Source organism: Iningainema tapete BLCC-T55, from assembly GCF_014698965.1.
Taxonomy (GTDB): Bacteria; Cyanobacteriota; Cyanobacteriia; order Cyanobacteriales; family Nostocaceae; genus Iningainema; species Iningainema tapete.
Genome location: NZ_JACXAE010000118.1, coordinates 17,548 through 37,620, shown reverse-complemented (window position 1 = coordinate 37,620; position 20,073 = coordinate 17,548). Strand labels below are relative to the sequence as shown.

Genomic DNA, 20,073 nt, shown 5'->3' with positions numbered 1-20,073 from the left:
AAAGGTAATTGCGTTTGTTTTTGTTGTGTTTAGCTTATGTTTTATGTTTCAGAACTCAAGCTTTGCACAAACTTCAGTTTATTTGCCAGACTCATCAAGTCAGTCAAAACCCAGTTCTCAGTTAGAAAACACAGAGTGGGTGATTACATCTGTTCCTATACGTCCGCTTTTACCAGGGTCTGATTGGTCTGTAAAATCTGAGCAAAATGGTACTAAGTTAATCATTTCTCATGGAGATGAAGAAGTGATAACGCTTGTGCAAAAAGCGTTGCTACAGTAACCTTTGAGGTGGAGTTACCACCCCTTATGTTACACCAGTGTAGTTAGTTGTTTTCCGAAATAAAGGCGGTAAAGTTCGCAACGCGGAAGAGGACGCGATGCGAGGGTGCGGATCAATCCCAAGCTGTCGAGTTGATATGCTTCAATCGGATGAAGCGAAACACTTTGTGCTGCGACAACTTCAGCATATGCCTTTGCCAGATTTGGTTGATCTTGCAGTTTTAACCAGTAGCGCCATAAATGATCGCGATAGATGCCGCCGTCGGCGATCGCTTCCTGTAGCAGTTGTGGTAAAGTAATATCCAGGCAGCCTAAATAATACAGCGCCATCCGAATTAGATATGGATGACCCCCCACTAGTGACATTAGTTGAACGGATTCCTTACCAGAGATCCAGTCTAACCCGTGTCGCTGGGCTAAATCTTCTACCTGTTCTTGGGTAAATTCGCATAGACGGATAGGTAGTCCAATATTAAACGGGGAGCGGTTGATGTTCAGGGTCACATATTCTTCTGTAGAATAAACTAGTACAAGCCTTAACTTCTGCCAGGTAGCATCATATCGTGCTTGCTCGTACCAAGAGCGCAACAAGGCAAAGAACTCAGAAGCAATATGAGGATATTCAAACAAGCGGTCAACTTCATTCAATACTAGAACTACTGGACTTTGACTTTGCTGGAGCAAATGGCTCTGGACGTAGAAAGTGCAATTCAACTTGCAACCCATTTCCTCATCCCAATAGTCATTGAGGTTGGAGTCAATGCCTAATTCTTTGGCAACTCGCCAGCACAGACAACGCAAAAGCTGATTTAAGTCAGTTAGACAGTTGGAATCGATTTGGTAGCAATTCAAATTCACAATGCGATACCCTTGCTTTTGTGCAAAGGCACACAGCCGCAGCACCAGAGAACTCTTACCCATCTGTCTGGGTGCTTTGATACGAATCAAGCAACCAGGTTGAAGTACCTCACGGCAAACTAGTTCCTCAATTGGCGGACGTTCGACATAGAAGGGGGAATCTAGCGGTACTGGACCATCTGGATATGACCAAAGATGTTCAAGTTGATGGCGTTGTTCATCGACAAATTTTGACCCAGAAGAATTTACTCGTTGTGTATCAAGAGCGCGATCGCAGTCAGAATCAGTATTGTTGTGTTCATTCAAAATTGTATAGTCTTCTGAGCGTAATTCTAGGTTAAAGGCGCTAAAGCACAATCTCACAGTTTTTTGGTCTACGCCTATCTTTAACGACCAAAGTCGGCTTAGAGTTTTGGTAGAAACATTAATGCGCAAACCTAGCTCGTCTAGAGTAAAACTTTTACCGTTGTTCTGTGCCATCTCCTGCGCCACAATCGCGCTTAAAAGCCGCTTCAATCCTGAAGCAGTCAGCACAACTCCCCGCTTTCTCCTACTCTTAGATAAGTTCATGTTACTAATCATTAACTCTGATTTAATGTAATTTTTATTACCTTATTTACTACGAGTGTTAACTTTTTCAAGGACTTGGGTATAAGATCAAGCCCGATTGCACCCATTCTTTATTACACTAAGTAATACCTATGGTCTTAGTTTTCAGAATATTATTTTTCTTGCTATCTGTAAACTGACATATGTGACTAGATTTACACAATAACTTGTTGTATAATTCTACCTACTACCAAAAAAGTTATTTTTTTAAAATAAATATAAAAAAACTAGTATAAATTATGTCTTAACTTAAGTCAGAAAAATTACGCATAGTGCTTCAAGCTCCAGACAATAAAACTGCTGAAGTCCCCGATCTAGCATTGAGGTATATAAACCATATTTTGTCAATTACGTAAATTAACTTCTTTAGAGCTAAAGTTGACAGTATTCTGAAAAGAAAGTTAACTTTTCGCCAGTGCAATGTTGAGTTAACATCGGTGGCATAGACGCAAAGCCGTGAGAAAATCACCTCACTGTAGAACTATAGCCTTCCCCAATTCCTTAACTGTCTTATCTGCCCTTGATTTTTCTTCTATGCTAAGAGAAGATAATTCGGAAAATTACAGGTTTTCAAGTAGGGGCACGGCATTGCCGTGCCCCTACGAAAATCTTCGGGGTAATTAACTATTTATTAACATCTGTATTTATATATGGCTTTATTAATTATCTTAGCTGAGGTCAGCCTAACAATCTTTGTTTTTTTGTTAGTGAACTGGCTTGTGGGCAAATTCTCTGGGATGTTTATTAATATATCTATTTTCAGAGGTCAGGAGAGAAACATCAAAACTCTGCGTCGAAACATTAAGGGGTTGTTGATACTCACTTGTTTGGTATTGTGCATTTTAATTGTGGCTGCTAATGGTTTTCTACTTTATCGAGGCGAAAACCTGCAAAAATATACACTCTCGTTGATTGAGCGTATTCCATCAGGATTTTGGCTAACTTTAGGAATTGGGATTGCGCAAAGCGTTGGTACTTTGATTGTAGCGGCGATCGCGCTCAAAATTGTGCGCTATTGGCTGAAAGTGGCTAATATTCGGGCAAAGAGAATTGACCAAAGCACTACCGACGATCAAAGTATCGACACGTTCTTTAGTAACCTCAACAACATCGTTACTAGTGGAGTTTGGCTATGGGCTGTGATCTTATGTAGCAACTTTCTCCAACTGCCAGTAACTATCTCTAAGTACCTCTACATCCTACTGCGGATTTATCTGATCGTTGCCATTGGGTTACTCATCCCGAAAGCAATCACTGCCATTATTGATAGCTTAGATGCTTTAAGTGTAAGATACTCAAGTCCGGAAAACCTGCTCAGATATTACGATCGCCTCCGACACCTCATCCCCTTTTTGAAGCGGTGTCTGGAATTTGTGATTTATATTTGCGTGGCAACATTGGTGATTCAGCAAATCCAGTTAATCGCCAACGTTGCCGTTTTCGGAGCTAAAATTGTTCAAATTGTTGGTATCATCTTCATCAGTCGTGTGTTGTTTGAGGTAGCCTACTTACTGGTTGAAGAGGTGTTGTTCAAAGACCAAAATCTGAGTGAAATTCAAACAAGCAGACGGCTCACTCTTGTTCCTCTCATCCGTAGTTTATTACAATATCTAGTTTATTTTGGCGCAGCTGTTTCCATCCTCTATACTCTTGACATCAATCCCACACCCATACTCGCTGGTGCAGGAATTGTTGGTGTAGCTGTGGGTTTTGGGGCACAGACACTAGTCAACGATATCGTCTGTGGCTTTTTTATTCTGTTTGAAAACTATTACTTAGTAGGTGACTATATCCAGGCGGGGAAAGCTGAAGAGAAGGTTGTCGAGGGGACTGTAGAAGCAATTGAACTGAGAACCACTCGGATTAGGCATCCCAATGGGCAATTGCAGATTATTCGTAATGGCGATATTGGCTCAATCACCAACTACTCTAAACAGTATACTTTTGCTGTAGTTGAACTTAGCGTACCTTATAATTCTAACTTAGCTCAGGTGTACAAAATGATTGAAGAGGTAGGAGAACAGTTAAAAGCTTCTAACGCCGATGTACTCGAATCCACACAAGTGGATGGAGTAGAAAGCTTGGGAGAAACTCATTTATTGCTCCGGACATTAACGAAGGTAAAACCGGGAAAACATCTTCAAATCCAGCGCGTTCTCAGGAAGATTTTTACCGATGCTTTGTTGCGGGAAGGAATTACAATTCCCCCTCGTGTTGAAGCTCCAGAATCTTAAATATTTATTAAATACCTTAACTGTCTTAACTGTCCTTGCCTCTTTAACGGCGCTCGCGCATACAATACAAAAGTCTTAATCAACAGAGTCATTGAAGGTATTTGAGTAATATGAGTAATGCTAAAGAGGCAGTTGTTCGTTAAAAAGTAAAAAGATACCATCCACAGCTAGAAATTCAGGTACTTGCTTACAAATTCTGATGGAGTCAAACACTCAAACTCGCCAGTTTGTTGAGCTAAAATGCGTATTAACTTATGGTTAGCAGAAACAAAACATTGTGCTTGTCCTTGTTTCGCCGTCAAATAAACTCCTACATCTTCACGAGGGATAATTCCTTGTGCTTCTATAGTAGCCAAGGCAGAATCATCAATTTGAATATAACGAACTTTCAACTTCTGCCAAATCCGTCCAATGATTTCACCTCCCCAATCTTTATTCTTTAATCGTTTAGCAACTCGGGAAATTTGGTCAATTAACTCTTCGGAAATCACCACCTCACACCTATAATCGCCTTGAAATTCCCACCCTAACATTTGCAAAATCTGACCTTCAGCACTGTCTAGATCAACTGCACCAATGAGATAAACATTAGTATCTAAAAAAATCAATTGAGGAATTGTTGTCATTTAATCTAATCTTGTTGTTGTTGGCGTTCTGCTGCTATTTCTCGTTTAACCTCTTGCACAAGGTCAATAATTTTCTCCTTAGAATCATAGCCAGCCTCAACCAAAACCTGTTTTAATCCCTTTTCTAATTGTTTCGCTGACATTAGAGTACGCTGCTGATATTTACCGATGCTTTCCCAAAATTCATCTGTATCTGCTTCTGTTTCTGCAAATAAAATAATCACTCGTACTGAACTGGGTAAAGTTCCTTCAATGGGGTGATCTAAAGATAATTGACCTTGTGCATCAATTTTACCTGTAGCTTGGATTGCTTTCATAAGAGTTTGTGGGCTAATTGACAAGTTGATGAAAACAATTCTATACTAGCAAAAGTCCTATTTTATTTTAATGTATTTTTTTACTCAATATACTATGAGGGACATCAACCAAAGTAAAGCCGGGAAAACATCTTCAAATGAGAGCGCGTTCTGAGGAAGATTTTTACCGATGCTTTGTTGCGGGAAGGAGTTACAATTCCCCCTCGTGTTGAAGCTCCTGAATCTTAAATATTTATTAAATACCTTAACTGTCTTAACTGTCCTTGCCTCTTTAACGGCGATCGCCCCTACAATACAAGAGTCTTAATCAACAGAGTCATTAGAGGTATTTGAATAATATGAGTAATGCTCAAGAAGCAATAGCTTTGTCAGAATATCTGAAAAAAAACTTAGGTGTCTCCTCAGCTCCCTTTGAAGCAGTTCTTAACTACGGATATGCACTGCTTGCTATTGCAGGATCTGATGGAGAAGTTCCAGAAGGTGAACTAAATTGGTTAATAAATCATCAGCGCATGGCTGGTGCTCCTGAAGAAGCAATAGAGAAATACAAAACATTTGAATACAAAAATGCTGACGCGCGAAAATTTACTGACTAAGATTACAGTTGATGTTTCTACTTGGTCGAAATCAAGAACGTTGTTATATCATGCAATTCAAATGGCTCGCGCCGATCAGAATTATTCACTTGAAGAGCAAAACGCTGTGAAGAAAGCAGCTAAACTGTTGAAGGTTGAAGATGATATTGCCCTTGCTATCCATAGGTTGGTAGAGACAGAAGAAGCAGTAACTGCATTACGCAAGGCACTACTACAGACAGAGGTTTTAGCTTAATTGAGCAGAACCCCATTAGGTTGATTCAGAGGGTGTGGACGGTTCGGATCAGCGCTTGTTATTCACAAACGCGAATGGCAAAAGGTTAAAGGGTAAGGGTTAAAGGGAAAGAGAACCACCTTGTCCCCTAACCCTTTAACCCTTAACCGAACCGTATTGCCCTACACCCTATCTCCGATACCCTAATTTTTTGTAAAATGAATCCGGAATTCAATTTTTTTCAGCATTGGTATCCTATAACGCCTTTCGTTGATTTAGATCCCAAGCAACCAACAGCGGTGACACTTCTGGGACTGCGTTTAGTCATCTGGAAACCCAAATCATCTGAAACTTTCCAAGTGTTTTTAGATCAATGTCCCCACCGTAAGGCTCCCCTAAGTGAGGGTCGCATTGATGAGGAAACAGGGAATTTAATGTGTAGCTATCATGGTTGGCAATTTGATCGGCAAGGAATTTGTACTCATATTCCCCAAGCAGAAAATCCAGAACTTGTGAGCAACAATCAAAAAAATCTGTGTGCTGTAGCACTACCAGTTCGTCAGCAACAGGATTTACTCTGGGTTTGGCCAGATGCAAAATCAAGCCAACAAGCTCTCGATACACCATTACCTTTGTCACCCCAAGTAGACGCAAGCAAAGGCTTTGTTTGGTCTTCTTTTGTACGAGATTTAGAGTATGACTGGCAAACTCTTGTGGAAAATGTGGCAGATCCCAGTCATGTTCCTTTTTCTCATCATGGCGTGCAAGGCGATCGCAAACAAGCAAGACCGATTGCGCTCAAAATTGTCCAATCAACACCCAATTTGATAGAAGTGATTACAGAAGAAGGTTTACAAAGAACAATCACTTTTGAACCACCTTGTCGCTTGGAGTATGCGATCGGTTTGGGCAATGACGGCAAACAGCTGGGACTTGTCACCTACTGTATACCTGTGTCTCCTGGTAAGTCGAGAATTGTCGCTCATTTTACCCGTAACTTTGCCAAAACACTCCATTATCTCACACCCCGTTGGTGGGATCACCTCAGCGAACGTAATTTGGTTCTCGATGGAGATATGGTTCTTCTTATGCAGCAAGAGTATTTTCTGCAACAAAGAAAATCTACCACTAGCTGGAAAACTGCCTATCAGCTACCTACAAGTGCAGACCGTTTAGTAATAGAGTTTAGGAATTGGTTCGATCGCTACTGTCACGGACAACTACCCTGGAGCGAAGTTGGAATTGATGTTTCACCAACATGGAATATCAATAGCGATCGCCAACAAATCCTCGATCGCTACAAACAACACACCCAGCATTGTCGTAGCTGTCGAGAAGCACTTTTAGTTGTGCAACGCTTGCAAGCAGTGCTTTTAATTTACTTTGCTATTACAGTTTGTGCTGTTGCTCTCCTGGACGATAGATTGAAACTGACTCTAGGTTTACCCTTAATTGTGACAGCATTACTAGCTCTAGGAGCTTACGCTTGGCTAAGATTCTGGCTGAGTCCAAGATTTTACTTTGTGGACTACATCCATGCACACAGATAGAAGCAACTTTCAAGCTCAGGTGTACAAAGTGATTGAGTCGGTAGGATAACAGTTAAAAGCAAATGACAAGGTGAGTTCGACAGTGACACGGTGAGACAACGGACACAGAAAGCGGGTTTTTCGCGCCGGGAGCGACTGCGCTCTTCGTTAGATATTTTATTATGAGAAATTAATCATGATGCTGGTCGGATTTAAGATTAATTTTTTGCTCTCGTATTCTATCTATAATTCTTTTTTCTGCTGCTTCTAAATGAGCAAGTTCTTCTAATGTCTTCTGTTTCCTTTGTCGCACTATTTCTAAGTTCCTAATGAGGTATTCACCACTTAAATAGTAATTGAACACTTGTAATGCATCTTCATCCGATATTTCTCTTCCAGTACAAGGACTACTTTCTAGTTCTTCTACTTCTTCAATTTGATTATTAACTTGTTCGGTGCTCACTTTTACCTCCAACGTCTCTTATGTTCCTCTAAAAATTGTAGCGCCCTTTCCTCCGTTAATATCATTTCCCTGGAACCATCTGGGTTTTCCTCGAAGCCAATCCTTTTATAAAACTCAATACTTCTAGGTATGGCTGCTACTTTAAATATTCCACTTACTCTATTAGGAGCAGAAGTCATCTCCTGAATAATATCCGCTATCAACCACTCAGCCGCTCCCCTACAAGTTTCAGGTACGCTTCTTGGTAAGCAATTCCACGGTGCTGCGCAGACAATATCTAACAGTACATGCTGTTGTCGTCCTTCATACAAATAAATTTCTCCAATTCTGTATTCAATAATTGCACCAGCTTGAAGCATATCATTATTCACTACCCCTCTAAATTTGGTTGGGTCATCTCCAGATAATTCCAATAAATCAAGGCATATATTCGCACAATCCCCAAATTTAGTCCCTAAAGCATTATTTCTATTACCACCATAAAACTCAATCAAATAATCCTGTATCTTATCTTGCCAATACAACAAATTAGCAGCCACCACATTATTTGCATAATTTACATAATCAAATTTATTTTTAGTCATACGTATTGACGTTAACAATCAAATAACATCAATATAAATTCTACTGTTTTTAAATATTTATGTATTAAGATTTTTGTAATAAAAGCTAAAAGTTTTGTCTCACCGATCTTCTCTACATCAATATTTTTGTATATTGTTATTTGGTCATATATAGATAACAGCCTTTCGACTATAAAAATATTCTACATTCCATGTCATACTATTCTATATTACCTTGGTGTAATATTCAAGAGTTGCAGACAAGCTCTAGTGTACAAAATCATTGAAGAAGCTACTGAATTTTAAATATTTATTAAATACCTTAACTGTCTTAACTGTCCTTGCATCTTTAACGGCGATCACGCATACAATACAAAAGTCTTAATTAACAGAGGTTTTTCAAGAATTGCAGGTTCGCAATCGCAGGCATAGGCAAGTCCAATCACCCAATCTCTTTCTTCATCTGCTAGTGTTCCATCACCATTAGCACAAATAAGCATCGATTTAAAGTAAGCTTCATAAGCTATGTCTAATGGACGCTTTTTAAAACCTTACTGTTGCTTCAAAAACCATAAAGTGCCTAAATCACTCTTTTTTTCTGAAATATTAGTAGCCATTTTATTTCCTTGAATTGTTCACTTGGAAATTACCAATTTTATTATGACATATTATTCCTCTTAAATAATCATTAAAAAATTCTTATTTTCGGAATTATTTTTAAGCTGTTTAATCACATTAAAAAGCATTTTTCTTAGCTAAGAATAGCTAAGAAAATAAGCTAATATTAGATCGATTGAAATATATACTACATAAATGGAGGTACAATCATCTTTACCGTAATTGGACTTTGGACAAAAAAGAAGTGTTCGCGCATAATTTACGCAAACTTATTATTTTTTGACAAAAAATTAATGAGTTAAAACCAACTCAATTATCTTCAAAAATTAACTTACATTACAGTTATTTAATGAACGACTAAAGTAAGATGCTTCTAAAAATCGAGATTTTACGATATTAGCTTGTCGATCATACCAGGCATAAGAAAAATATTTATCTAGGTTTACATCTTCAAATGGGAAGTCGGAACGTAAGAAGTAACCACGGCTTTCTCTCCTAGATAAAGAAGATTGCATTATAGCCTCGGCAACAATTAACCAGGCGAATGAATCACTTAATTTTTCATTATTTTGTATTAATTTACTTCGAGTTTCACGGAACCATTGAATATTCTCTAGAGCCTGAGTTTCATTATTATTTTTATTTTGGTATTCATACAATCTTCCTCTAATTTCTTTTAACAACTCCCAATTGAAATGAGATTTTTGAAAGACTATTTCAAAATCAAGTTGCTTTTCATGTTCTTTAAGCTGCTTTACGACATGTTCGCATATAATACGACCGCTAGCTAAGTAAAGCGCCCAAGGTAATCCACCAACTCGATTTGCACCAAAATCGTGCATACATTCACCCGTTACATAGACATTTTTCAGATTCGTGCGGCAATTTATATGTGCAATTCCACCCATCGAAAAATAAGTAATCGGTTTAACATGAAATAATCTAGTTTTTTCAACTAAAAATAATTTCTTTAAATCTTGAAATTTCTCGTATTTTATTACTTGAAGGTAATCATTATAAACAATTTTATGCAAAGCCTCCCGCGCATTTTCCGGAAAAATTGTTAACAATTTTTACAAAGCATCTTTCTCTGATGAAGTTGACTTATTACAAACGTTTTGCTTGGTGTATTTGTTCTGAATCGCTGAATTAAACTTGGAGATCGCTAGATAAAGCTCCCTGTATGAAAGGTCGATAGAATAATCCATATTACTATTACTAGTCCATAAATTAACAGCTTGAAGATGTGTATTAGTTCCTTGTCCATCAAAGAGCATTTTTTCTAACCAGACAACTCGGCTTTTATTTTTGTCATAAATTTATGCTCCAGCAATCTCTTCCGTTGGTGTTAAGTCATTAGTATCAATATTCCCGTATCCATGTTGGAAGATAAACTCTAAATTTGTTGCACTACCTCCGCACTCCATAAAACGGCTTAATATTGTTCCAAAACAGTTAGTATTTATCGAATTGGAATATAAACCTGCATACCCTCCCGAGGCAAGGATGATTGCGCGGCAACGCAATTTTCCGATGTAGCCGTTTTTCTCATACTGCAATCCTTGGCAAACATTTTTGTCCATTACTAATCGAGTGACCCAAGCATTTATTATGCGCCCTCCAAGGGATTCAAATAGTTCATACATATATTGCAAAAAAGATTTACCACTTTCAGACTCTAATGCCAATCCAATTTTTATCGGTTTTAAAGCAACAAGAGACGAAAGCTCATCAATTTCATCCTTTAAATATTGCTGTAAAGCTTGAGTTACGAAAGGATGAGCGCACTTTCTTCCCAAATCATCCATGTAAGAGGCAAAGTCATGGTTTGTTAAAGGGGAAGTGTTGATAGCACCCACAGAACGATAAGTTGAACCTTGTATGCCACCTCTATCTTTATCCAAATAAGTAATTAAAGTTGTAGGTATTCCTGCCTTAATCAGTTTATAAGCAGCCCAAATTCCTGCAACTCCTCCTCCAACCACAGCAACAGGAGAATCTAAATCAGGAAGTATATGATTCATTTTTACTTTTGCTTTTATGAAAGTAACATTTGGAATTTTGAATTGCTTACTTCCGTCTCGCTATTTTGAAACTAAGTCGAGCCAACCACTACGAATGAAATACGAGAAATAGGTATTGAGTAATTGGGCATTTACAGGCGGACACACTATAGAACTACCTACTAGGGCATTCTGTGTCGCCAAACAACTAATTTTGGGGTCAGTTGATTGCTGATACTGCTGAAGTTGTTCCAGTTGTTCTTGAGGCAATGGCTTGTGATAAAAAGGCAAGAGATGATACAAAGGATTTTCCTTAGATCGGACGGAATTATTTAGTTGTATTTGCCAATCTTTATAAGCAATATGCTCAATTTGATAGCCAAGAGAGCAGATAAAATCAGTTAGTTCTCTCCAAGAAATAGGTTGAGGATTATTTAAGTGAAAAGCTTTACCTAGAGAATATTTTTGCTTTGATAAATACACAATACTTTGACTGAGGTAATCCACAGGAGCTAAATCCAAAGTGTCAGTGATATCTGTCATGCTCCCCATTTGTATACAGCCTTTGATGGTACGACAAATTACATCATTTTTATACCAAGCACCTGTTTGACTATGACCGGAAATAAATGGCGGTCTATAAATCGAAACTGGAATACCGCGATCGCGTGCTAACATCACTAACTTTTCTGCCACCCATTTACTCTGGGAGTAAGCAAGTTTCATTCCCTCACTATGAGTGAGTTGATCGGATTCAGTTACTACTTTTCCCGCATAAGCAGTTGACTCAAAAACCGCGATTGTAGAAATGTAATGTACCGGTTTGATTTTTATTTGACTCGCTAATCTTAAGATTTCCTGAGTTCCCAAAACATTGGTGGGCTTTAATGCTGAGTAAGGATAGACATAGTTAATCCAAGCAGCGTTGTGATAAATCACATCGATGATGCTGCTCATTTTTTGAAAATCTTGTGATGACAAACCTAACAGTGGTTGAGATAAATCACCCAACACAGGAATAATTCTATCAGCAAAGTCATCATGCCAAATACTATAAGATTCTAAGTTATTTTGAATCCTTATCTTACCAGACTCATAATCAGCAGAACGTACCAAGCAATAAACATTTGCCTGGGTTTTTAACAGCAGTTCTTGAAGTAAAAAAGCACCTAAAAAGCCTGTAGCTCCAGTCAAAAAAATAGCAGAAGGCTCAGTTACAAATGACTCAGATGGATGTTCAGGTAATATTGTAGAGTCTAAAAAAACCTCTGAATTTAAATCTGTTGCTAACTCAGCAGATGAATGTTTTGAGAGAATTGTATTCTTCGCTGCTAGTTGCTGAAGCAATAAATTTACTAATTGCTTAATATTAGAGTCGCCCAGAAACATTTCTATGGGTATGTCTACTCCTAGTTCAGTATCAATACGATTCTTCAAATCAATATTCATGAGAGAATCAAGCCTCAATTCATGCAAAGGCTTCTCTATTTCCAGATGTTGAGATGTATTGATGCCTAAAACTTTGCCAAATTGCTCTCGAACGTAAGCAATTAATAGTTCTTGACGTTGACTAACCGAAGCATCATCTAATTGTTGTAGAAACTCCAGTTGTTGCTGCAATGGCTGCTCGTTGAAGGATGCTTCTTTGATATTTATCAGTTCTTGTTGTGCCAATATGCGGCGTAAAATTTTGCCAGAAGCAGATTTGGGAATTTTGTCCACAAATTCAAGTCGGCGGATCATTTTATGGGTTGCAACTTGCCCAGCGACAAACTCCATAATTTGTTCTGGTGTAGCTACAGCTTTAAGCACAACAAAAGCTTTAGGCACTTCCCCACTACTGGGATGAGGACTCTTGACTACACAAGCATCAGCAACAGCCGGATGACTCAACAATACTGCTTCTAGTTCGGCTGGGGCGATGGAATAGCCATTGCACTTAATCAATTCTTTAATGCGATCAACTATATAATACTAGCCGTCTTCATCAACATAGACAATATCGCCGGTGTGATACCAACCATCTCGATCAATTGCGTTGGCAGTTGCGTCGGGTTTATTCAAATAGCCTTTCATAATGTGCGGACCGCGTACCCACAACTCTCCTGGTTGATTAAAACCTAATGGTTCTTGGGTATCAACATCGACAATTTGACATTCTACATGAGGTAGACATTGACCAACTGAACCTGGCTTGATTTTGTCACGTTCATCTGGAGTGTGGGTGTTCAGACAGGTTTCTGTCGTTCCATACGCTTGCTTGACGATGCAATTAGCAAGACGTTGTTCGCATTCAGAGATCAATTGATGACTAAGGGGTGCTGCCGCAGAAGTCAGCACCCGCAAGCTGGAAAGATTGTATTTATCTACTATGGGCTGTTTTGCCAGTGCCAGCAAAATTGGCGGCACGACGTGGATACGGGTGATGAGGTGCTTTTCAATCAGGCTCACAAAGGTCTCTAAATCGAAGCGCGGCATCGTCACAATAGTTGCTCCCTTTGCCAAGCTGTAATTCAGCATGATCATGCCGTAGCAATGAAAAAAAGGTAAGACTCCGATGACTGCATCAGCCTCGCTGATCGGTTCGCAGTTTTGGAATTGGTAAAAGTTTGCTAAAAATGTATGGTGGGTATGCATCACACCTTTAGGCATCCCAGTAGTACCACTAGAGTACAGCAACGCGAGCAAATCTTCTCTTGGATTGATCTGTATAAGTGGTATTTCCCCATCACCTTCTAAAAGCACAGAAAATGGGGTAGCTCCCGCCGCTTCACCAAACACAAATACTTCTTCTACTTTTGACTGCTCTACCGCTTCTAATGCCTGCTCTACAAGAGCGGAGATGGTGAGGAGATATTTTGCACCCGCATCATTGAGTTGATATGCAAGCTCGGATGCGGTATAGGATGGGTTTACTGTAGTGATAATCCCGCCCAAAGTGGCGACGGCATGGAAAGCGATCGCATATTCGGGAAGGTTTGGGCTGTAAATAGCCAAAACATCACCTTTTAAGAAGCCACGCGCTGCTAAGCTGGAAGCAACTTTACGGATAGAATCTGCCAATTGTCCATAAGTTATTGTGCGTTCGGCTTTGCCGCTGCGCTCTGCGCAATCGCTTAACCCTTCAATGAGAGCTGGTTTCTGGGCTAATTCTACTGCTCGTTGCAATACAAATTCTGTTAGTGACTGTTCTGGGATAGAAATATCAGGATATGGACTGCTTTTCATGGAATTTCTTTCTTTAACAGAAGTGCTCTGTGATGCTCTGTTAGATGCCGTTAAGCCAACAACCCAGTCTCTCTCTGCTTGCGAGATTACTTTATCTCCCTTAGCTGCAATGAGCAGTGCCTTTGCAAAGGCTTCTATTGCACCTTGAGGTGGCTGCTTAAAATTTAAGGTGTATTTATATACTCAATTCCCGAAAATCTTGCGAGTGTTGTCAGTTGTCGATACCATTTACTTTCTCCTGCTCAGGCTATTTTTTACACATTACTATACGAGAAAAATCAAGAGGATGCAAGGACAGATAAGACAGTTAAGCAGACAGTTAAAAAATTGTTAGGACAGTTAAGATACTAGACTTCAAACTACGAGCGCGAGCACCTATTGAGAAAATATTCATAATGATTGGGCGAAAAACAATATTTGTCGTACAATACCTTGTATAAAAACATGCTAACCACAAGGGGTAAAATCAATGACTACTGACGCAACCCGCAAGAGCGTAGTAGAGTGTTTCGTAAAAATTTAGAATTTATTTTGCTCATTATTGCTAGTTAAGAGGATGTTTAAGCGTAACAAAAATACCGCTCCAGATATCACAAAGCTGTCGAACCAGCGAAAGAAGATAGTCTTCTGGCAAAGGATAAGGTTCCTTGGTAAACAGCTTCTTGCACAACCAGTATTCCAGGCGCTGCTGTATCCAGTTTTCTGTGGACTCGTCATCATTCTCATCTTTCTGGTTGCCCTAATAAAGTATCCGAATTCAGGTGCAGCTCAAACCCCTGCTCCAATTACTGCTCCCACCGCTGCCGTCAAGCCAGCAACTAAAAACCCCAATGCACAGACTCAATGTAAAATTAATGCCTATATCATGAGGCTGAATAATTTTAACTTTGCACAAGGCTCGTTTTTTATCGATACTTGGCTGTATGCTAACTGTAATCAACCGAATGCTCTTGACTTCAAGTCCGTATATTTTCCTAACGCTAAAGACTACAAAATTACATACACTTCAACGGCTAAAGTGGAAGAGGGAACGTATGTAATTGCTAATCTTCAGGGCACCTTTGAGCAAAACTGGGATTTGAGAAATTATCCTTTTGATCGGCACAAACTACAACTGTTTTTTGAACCCAGTGAAAATGTAAATGATAACAGCCTGGTATATGAGAGTGATATGAAATATTCAAAAATACATCCAGATATCAATCTGGAAGATGGTTGGAAGATTACCAGTTTCAATGTCAAATCTGGAAGCTCTCACTATATCTCTAACTTTGGTGATCCAAGAATAAAAACTGATGATTTTTATTTTCCAAAATTGATGATTACTTTTGACATCCAACGAAATAGTTACATGAGTTTCTTCAAGCTAACTGCGGGTGTCTATGTTACCTTTGCTATTTGCCTGTTATGCATCTTTTTTGATGTGTCGCAAAACGACCTTTTTACAGCGAGTCTTAGTCTACTAGTGGGCTGTTTGTTTGCGGTTTTTGTCAATTTGCAGGTAGCACAGTCGATGTTTGGGCAAGTCGAAGAGATAACTTTGGTAGACCAAATTCATATTGCTACGATGCTCTTTATTCTTTTTGTAGGTGCACTTCAGACCTTTTTTCACATGCTTTACAAAGGCGAAAAAAAGAAAAATATACTGCGGATAGAACGCCTCGTCTTGGGTACGATTCTTGCAGTGTATGTGCTAATGAATATCATTTTTATTGCTTATGCTTTTATGGCTGGGTAATGAGATAACTTTGTTCTACTGTATTTTGCCTGAATATCACGCAAATATTCTGTGATGTAGATGATTTTTGCCATCAGTCTCTGTTTTTGGTGAGGGTGTTAAAGGTTTGGAGATCTTTATCGCCTCTTCCGGAACAGTTAATGACAATTCGAGGACTACTATCTAATTGAGGGCAAAGAGTTTCTAAATAAGCAATTGCATGAGCGGTTTCTAAAGTTGGAATAATCCCTTCTAATTGCGACAGTATTTGAAATGCTTTTAGTGCTTGCTTATCAGTCACAGCATAATACTCAGCGCGACCAATATCCTTCAAATAGCTATGCTCCGGTCCTACTCCAGGATAAGCTAGTGCACCACTAATTGAATGTGCTTCGACTACTTGCCCATCATCATCTTGGAGTAAATAACTCATCGCACCATGCAGAACGCCAATTTTTCCTCGTGTGAGAGTTGCTGCGTATTTTTCTGTATCTACACCTTCACCTGCGGCTTCTACACCAATTAAGCGCACAAAAGGTTCATTCACAAACTCATGGAACAATCCAATTGCATTAGAACCTCTACCCACACAAGCCAGCAAAATATCTGGTAACCCTCCCCATTTTTCTTGACATTGAGTGCGAGTTTCCGAACCAATTACCGCTTGGAAGTTACGTACTATCATGGGATAAGGATGAGGTCCAATAACAGAACCCAGGATGTAATGAGTTGTTTGTATGTTTGTCACACAATCCCGAATTGCCTCAGAAGTTGCTTCTTTGAAGGTTCCTGCTCCTGCTTCTACTACACGAACTTCTGTACCTAACAACTTCATCTGAAACAAGTTTAGAGACTGTCGTTCCAGATCTTTGATGCCAATGTAAATAACACACTGCAAACCAAATCGCGCACACACAGATGCAGTAGCAACTCCATGCAGCCCTGCACCAGTTTCTGCAATAATTCGCTGTTTACCCATACGTTTTGCTAGTAAAACCTGAGCTAAGGCGTTATTAATTTTGTGAGTGCCTGTATGGTTTAAATCTTCACGCTTTAAATAAATCTGCGCTCCTGTGCCATCTGGTTTAAGGTAGTGTTTTGTGAGGCGTTCAGCGAAATACAAGGGGCTGGGTCTTCCCACATAGTCCTGTAGCAAATCTTGCAATTCGGCTTGGAAACTCGACTCGTTGTAATTTTGATAAAATACGGTTTTCAACTCACTTAATGGCGACATTAACGTTTCTGGAACATACTGTCCACCAAACTGTCCAAACCTACCCAAAGAATCAGGTTGAGCAGTAGCAAAGGAATTGTTATTTTTCATATCCAAGATAGTGACTACCTGAAAATACTCCTGCAAAAATAAGTTGGTCAGGCTTGACACACGCCACAACAGGCGCGTGCCACCTTCATTAGATATTGTTAATGAATTGATCAATATCAGCCTAACCAACTTGTAAAAGTGGGAATGCTATAGGTCCCTAGCCCATGATAAATTGGACTTTTAGGGAATTTTTTGCCAAACCCTTAATAGGGGCTTTTTTCAGGATATAAGAGGTTAATCCGTTTTTGATTTAATGCTAATTCTTCTTTGTGTAGTTGCTCTAACTGCTCTACGGTTTCCTCTGGAACCTTGATAATAGAAGCCATTTGCCGAATTTTTGCCTTTTCTTGTTCATGAAATTCTCCATCAGCAGCACAAGCTCTAATTGCAGTGAGAAGTAAATCTCTCTGTGCTATGGATACCTGAGGAGAGCGAGCAATTACTTCTTCTAGTGGTTCATTCGCTTCATATGTTTTTAGCTCTTCAATTACCCAGTCTGCTACTCCCCAAGATGCACAAAATCCAATAACCCAGTTCTTTTCTTCTGGTGATAAAGTTCCATCTCCTTTAGCACAACATAAAACTGATTTCATATAAATGCAACAATCCTCATCTGTAGGAACCTCATTAAAACCAAAGAACCAATTAAATATCCAAGATTGACCAAGTTTTTTGATATTAGACATGAGTTTTACCTCTAAATCTAGTGTTTTTTTTGAATGTTTGACTGGTTTATACTATTCAAACCATACTCAAAAATCAAGGACAGATAAGACAGTTAAGACAGTTATTAAATTCTTAACGTAAATTTAATCTGCACTTTATAAATGTTTCATAACAGTATAGATTGAGCTAAATTTCTTACTTGTCAGTCAAGGACAGTTAAGACAGTTAAGAAAACTAGTAAATAATTTTTGGGACAGTTAAAACAGTTAAAACAGTTAAGAAAAGAATAACATGAAATAGTTCAGTTGTCTTTTAACGGCTTGAAAAGACCAATAAAAAAAATTTTACCATTTATCTTAACTGTCTTAACTGTCCTTGCATCTTTAACGGCGATTGCGAAATAATAAGTATGTAAACCTCAGTCATTTAGTTCGTTCAAATCATGACAAACACATCTGCACCAATTTGGACTCCAGTAAGGAAGTTATTTTCTTTCTTAGTAATTTTCTTCATTTCAGTAACCTTATTCGTTACAGCACCTGATGTTGCACTAGCACAAGGAGCTTCACCTTTTGAAGTAGGTGATTTAGTATTCTACGAAGGCAACAATTGTACACAAGACATAGTTTTTACTTACGATTCCGAAAAAGCTTCTGATGACAATTGTCAAACCTCAGGAACAGCGTGTTATGGTGATAACGATGAAGCTAGATCGTTATTGATTACAGGTTTTGCAAAACCTGGAACCAGGGTCAAAGTTTATGATTCTCCTAGTGCAGATACCACTGATGATTATGCAATTATAGACATACTACCCGATCTGCCACCTGAGGGCGCTTGTGTTGGCACTTTTGAGCAAAGCGTAATCAGACCAGGTTATAGAATTAGTTATGTTCGCAAAGATGGGTTAGATGGAAAGGTTTCTCACGTTACAGTGCAACCATAGTTTTTCAATGATTTAATCGCTCAAATGAGGGGACTACGCAACACAAAACCAGATTAACGTTGCACTTAGTACAGTTCCCTCATTTGAGGTGAATTATCTTTAATTGCTAATTGCGCTCGCACAGGTTCCGTAGATATTAATTACTTAAGTGTCTTAACTGTCCTTGCATTTTTTCAGCAATTACAAGACAATTCAAGAACAGCACCCAAAGCTTACAACAATTTAATAGCTAGGAAAAAAAATATATGTATGACACCAAAAAACTTGCGCAATCGTGGATATTTAATTGGTTCTTCGGTTTTAACCAAGTTCCCACAAATGAGGATAGTCTCATTTATATGCAATCAGTGTTATGTTGCGCTAAAGCAGATGGAGTTCTCTCTCCAAAAGAAAGGGATTGGGCGATTGGATTCTGTGCATCTTGGGGAGTAGCAGACTGGGTAATTGAAGAGCTAAAAACATATTCAGCGGATGAACCACTAGAAGAAGTTCTTGCTCGCTCTCCTCAGGTATCCATAGCACAGAGAGATATACTTCTCCATGCAATTTGGGTTAGTGCCGCTGATGGAGAATATCATGAAAAGGAAAAGGCAAAAATTCGGCACATGGCTTCTATTTTAGGAGTAAAAGAAGAAGTAGTAGAGCAGCTAGAGCAGCAATATAAAGAAGAATCAGCAATACAGCAAAAGCGCTTTAAACTTTTATATTCTGAGAAAAGCCCCTATTAATAATCTGAATTAAGAATCCCGAAAACTTTTACGAAGTCGGGATTCTGAGCAGGCGTAATTTTTCCAAATAAGAGCTTCTTGTATAAGTTATATTAGGAGGAGAATTGCTAGTTGTCGAGATATATCCAAAACTATATGAAAGTTTAATAAAAGGTTGGTCAGATTTTAATCGCAGCGAAGAACACAAGTTATATTATGATTTTTTTGAATTTCTTTTACAAGCAGGATTTGACGAAAGTCACTACAGAAAATCTATTCCTAACCCAGCTTACGATCATGCAGCTAAAATCATTGGAAAGTATTTTTTGGCAACGGCAAGACAGTTAGAAATTTACTTTGACGAGATTTTTCCTGGTGATTTTTCTAGTTCAGAGGAAAGTGAAACAGAGGATTGTGTGATTAGAGTGTTTCATTTAACCGCTTTTTATCGCAATCAACCTTTATGCCTTTTATCAATTAAATTTCCTCATTATCATGACAGTTTTGGCTTTCCACTACCACCGGAATTAGAGATAGTAAAGTTGTACGAAAAGTGTGAGTAGCTTTGCGACCAAT

At 38.8% G+C, this 20,073-nt stretch carries 21 protein-coding genes; 9 read left to right on the top strand and 12 right to left on the bottom strand.

Features of this window, described 5'->3' with window-relative positions; genetic code table 11:
* Nucleotides 1-43: 43 nt before the first annotated feature.
* On the top strand, nt 44-280 hold the full coding sequence (locus ICL16_RS38400) for a hypothetical protein (protein ID WP_190836828.1): 237 nt from the start codon (nt 44-46) through the stop codon (nt 278-280).
* 29 nt (nt 281-309) lie between these two features.
* On the opposite strand, the gene ICL16_RS38395 is transcribed toward ICL16_RS38400, so the two are convergent.
* Nucleotides 310-1,707 (bottom strand): AAA-like domain-containing protein, encoded by a 1,398-nt coding sequence (locus ICL16_RS38395; RefSeq protein ID WP_190836827.1) that lies wholly within the window; start codon nt 1,705-1,707, stop codon nt 310-312.
* 689 nt (nt 1,708-2,396) lie between these two features.
* On the opposite strand from ICL16_RS38395, the gene ICL16_RS38390 reads away from it, so the two are divergent.
* Nucleotides 2,397-3,980 (top strand): mechanosensitive ion channel family protein, encoded by a 1,584-nt coding sequence (locus ICL16_RS38390; protein WP_190836826.1) that lies wholly within the window; start codon nt 2,397-2,399, stop codon nt 3,978-3,980.
* 167 nt (nt 3,981-4,147) lie between these two features.
* Here the strand turns inward: ICL16_RS38390 and ICL16_RS38385 are convergent, their stop codons facing one another.
* Nucleotides 4,148-4,606: a PIN domain-containing protein gene (locus tag ICL16_RS38385; RefSeq protein WP_190836825.1), complete on the bottom strand. Its 459-nt coding sequence runs from the start codon at nt 4,604-4,606 to the stop codon at nt 4,148-4,150.
* Between the two features lie 5 nt (nt 4,607-4,611).
* Complete coding sequence (locus tag ICL16_RS38380; RefSeq protein WP_190836824.1) at nt 4,612-4,923, bottom strand: hypothetical protein; 312 nt, start codon at nt 4,921-4,923, stop codon at nt 4,612-4,614.
* 338 nt (nt 4,924-5,261) lie between these two features.
* Here ICL16_RS38380 and ICL16_RS38375 point away from each other — a divergent pair, with 338 nt between their 5' ends.
* The 3 genes from ICL16_RS38375 to ICL16_RS38365 all read left to right on the top strand — a co-directional run bounded on the left by ICL16_RS38375 (nt 5,262) and on the right by ICL16_RS38365 (nt 7,283).
* A complete protein-coding gene (locus ICL16_RS38375) occupies nt 5,262-5,519 on the top strand; it encodes a tellurite resistance TerB family protein (protein WP_190836823.1) in 258 nt (85 codons plus the stop codon).
* Nucleotides 5,491-5,754: a tellurite resistance TerB family protein gene (locus ICL16_RS38370; protein WP_190836822.1), complete on the top strand. Its 264-nt coding sequence runs from the start codon at nt 5,491-5,493 to the stop codon at nt 5,752-5,754. The genes ICL16_RS38375 and ICL16_RS38370 overlap by 29 nt, the downstream gene beginning before the upstream one ends.
* 197 nt (nt 5,755-5,951) lie before the next feature.
* Entirely contained in the window at nt 5,952-7,283 is a 1,332-nt protein-coding gene (locus ICL16_RS38365) for an aromatic ring-hydroxylating dioxygenase subunit alpha (protein WP_190836821.1), read from the top strand.
* Between the two features lie 169 nt (nt 7,284-7,452).
* On the opposite strand, the gene ICL16_RS38360 is transcribed toward ICL16_RS38365, so the two are convergent.
* The 7 genes from ICL16_RS38360 to ICL16_RS46435 form a co-directional block, all read right to left on the bottom strand.
* A complete protein-coding gene (locus tag ICL16_RS38360; RefSeq protein ID WP_190836820.1) occupies nt 7,453-7,725 on the bottom strand; it encodes a hypothetical protein in 273 nt (90 codons plus the stop codon).
* A gap of 2 nt (nt 7,726-7,727) precedes the next feature.
* Nucleotides 7,728-8,309 (bottom strand): hypothetical protein, encoded by a 582-nt coding sequence (locus ICL16_RS38355; protein WP_190836819.1) that lies wholly within the window; start codon nt 8,307-8,309, stop codon nt 7,728-7,730.
* A gap of 338 nt (nt 8,310-8,647) precedes the next feature.
* Entirely contained in the window at nt 8,648-8,788 is a 141-nt protein-coding gene (locus ICL16_RS38350; protein WP_190836818.1) for a tellurite resistance TerB family protein, read from the bottom strand.
* 444 nt (nt 8,789-9,232) lie between these two features.
* Nucleotides 9,233-9,976 carry an FAD-dependent oxidoreductase gene (locus tag ICL16_RS38345; RefSeq protein ID WP_190836817.1) on the bottom strand — a complete coding sequence of 248 codons (744 nt, stop codon included), beginning with the start codon at nt 9,974-9,976 and terminating at the stop codon, nt 9,233-9,235.
* A gap of 249 nt (nt 9,977-10,225) precedes the next feature.
* On the bottom strand, nt 10,226-10,930 hold the full coding sequence (locus ICL16_RS38340; protein ID WP_190836816.1) for an FAD-dependent oxidoreductase: 705 nt from the start codon (nt 10,928-10,930) through the stop codon (nt 10,226-10,228).
* 60 nt (nt 10,931-10,990) lie between these two features.
* Nucleotides 10,991-12,856: a thioester reductase domain-containing protein gene (locus ICL16_RS46440; RefSeq protein WP_238361136.1), complete on the bottom strand. Its 1,866-nt coding sequence runs from the start codon at nt 12,854-12,856 to the stop codon at nt 10,991-10,993.
* A 27-nt stretch (nt 12,857-12,883) separates the two neighbouring features.
* Nucleotides 12,884-14,137, bottom strand: coding sequence for an AMP-binding protein (locus tag ICL16_RS46435; RefSeq protein WP_238361135.1), 1,254 nt, complete (start codon nt 14,135-14,137; stop codon nt 12,884-12,886).
* Nucleotides 14,138-14,693: 556 nt separating this feature from the next.
* On the opposite strand from ICL16_RS46435, the gene ICL16_RS38330 reads away from it, so the two are divergent.
* Entirely contained in the window at nt 14,694-15,875 is a 1,182-nt protein-coding gene (locus tag ICL16_RS38330; protein WP_190836815.1) for a ligand-gated ion channel, read from the top strand.
* A 73-nt stretch (nt 15,876-15,948) separates the two neighbouring features.
* Here the strand turns inward: ICL16_RS38330 and trpB are convergent, their stop codons facing one another.
* A complete protein-coding gene (gene trpB, locus ICL16_RS38325; protein WP_190837154.1) occupies nt 15,949-17,178 on the bottom strand; it encodes a tryptophan synthase subunit beta in 1,230 nt (409 codons plus the stop codon).
* Between the two features lie 203 nt (nt 17,179-17,381).
* Nucleotides 17,382-17,864: a TerB family tellurite resistance protein gene (locus ICL16_RS38320; protein WP_190836814.1), complete on the bottom strand. Its 483-nt coding sequence runs from the start codon at nt 17,862-17,864 to the stop codon at nt 17,382-17,384.
* A gap of 422 nt (nt 17,865-18,286) precedes the next feature.
* Between ICL16_RS38320 and ICL16_RS38315 the strand changes: the two genes are divergently transcribed.
* From ICL16_RS38315 to ICL16_RS38305, 3 genes are all read left to right on the top strand, one after another.
* Nucleotides 18,287-18,790 (top strand): hypothetical protein, encoded by a 504-nt coding sequence (locus ICL16_RS38315; RefSeq protein ID WP_190836813.1) that lies wholly within the window; start codon nt 18,287-18,289, stop codon nt 18,788-18,790.
* A gap of 245 nt (nt 18,791-19,035) precedes the next feature.
* Entirely contained in the window at nt 19,036-19,518 is a 483-nt protein-coding gene (locus ICL16_RS38310) for a TerB family tellurite resistance protein (protein ID WP_190836812.1), read from the top strand.
* A 104-nt stretch (nt 19,519-19,622) separates the two neighbouring features.
* Complete coding sequence (locus ICL16_RS38305; protein ID WP_190836811.1) at nt 19,623-20,060, top strand: hypothetical protein; 438 nt, start codon at nt 19,623-19,625, stop codon at nt 20,058-20,060.
* Nucleotides 20,061-20,073 lie beyond the last annotated feature (13 nt).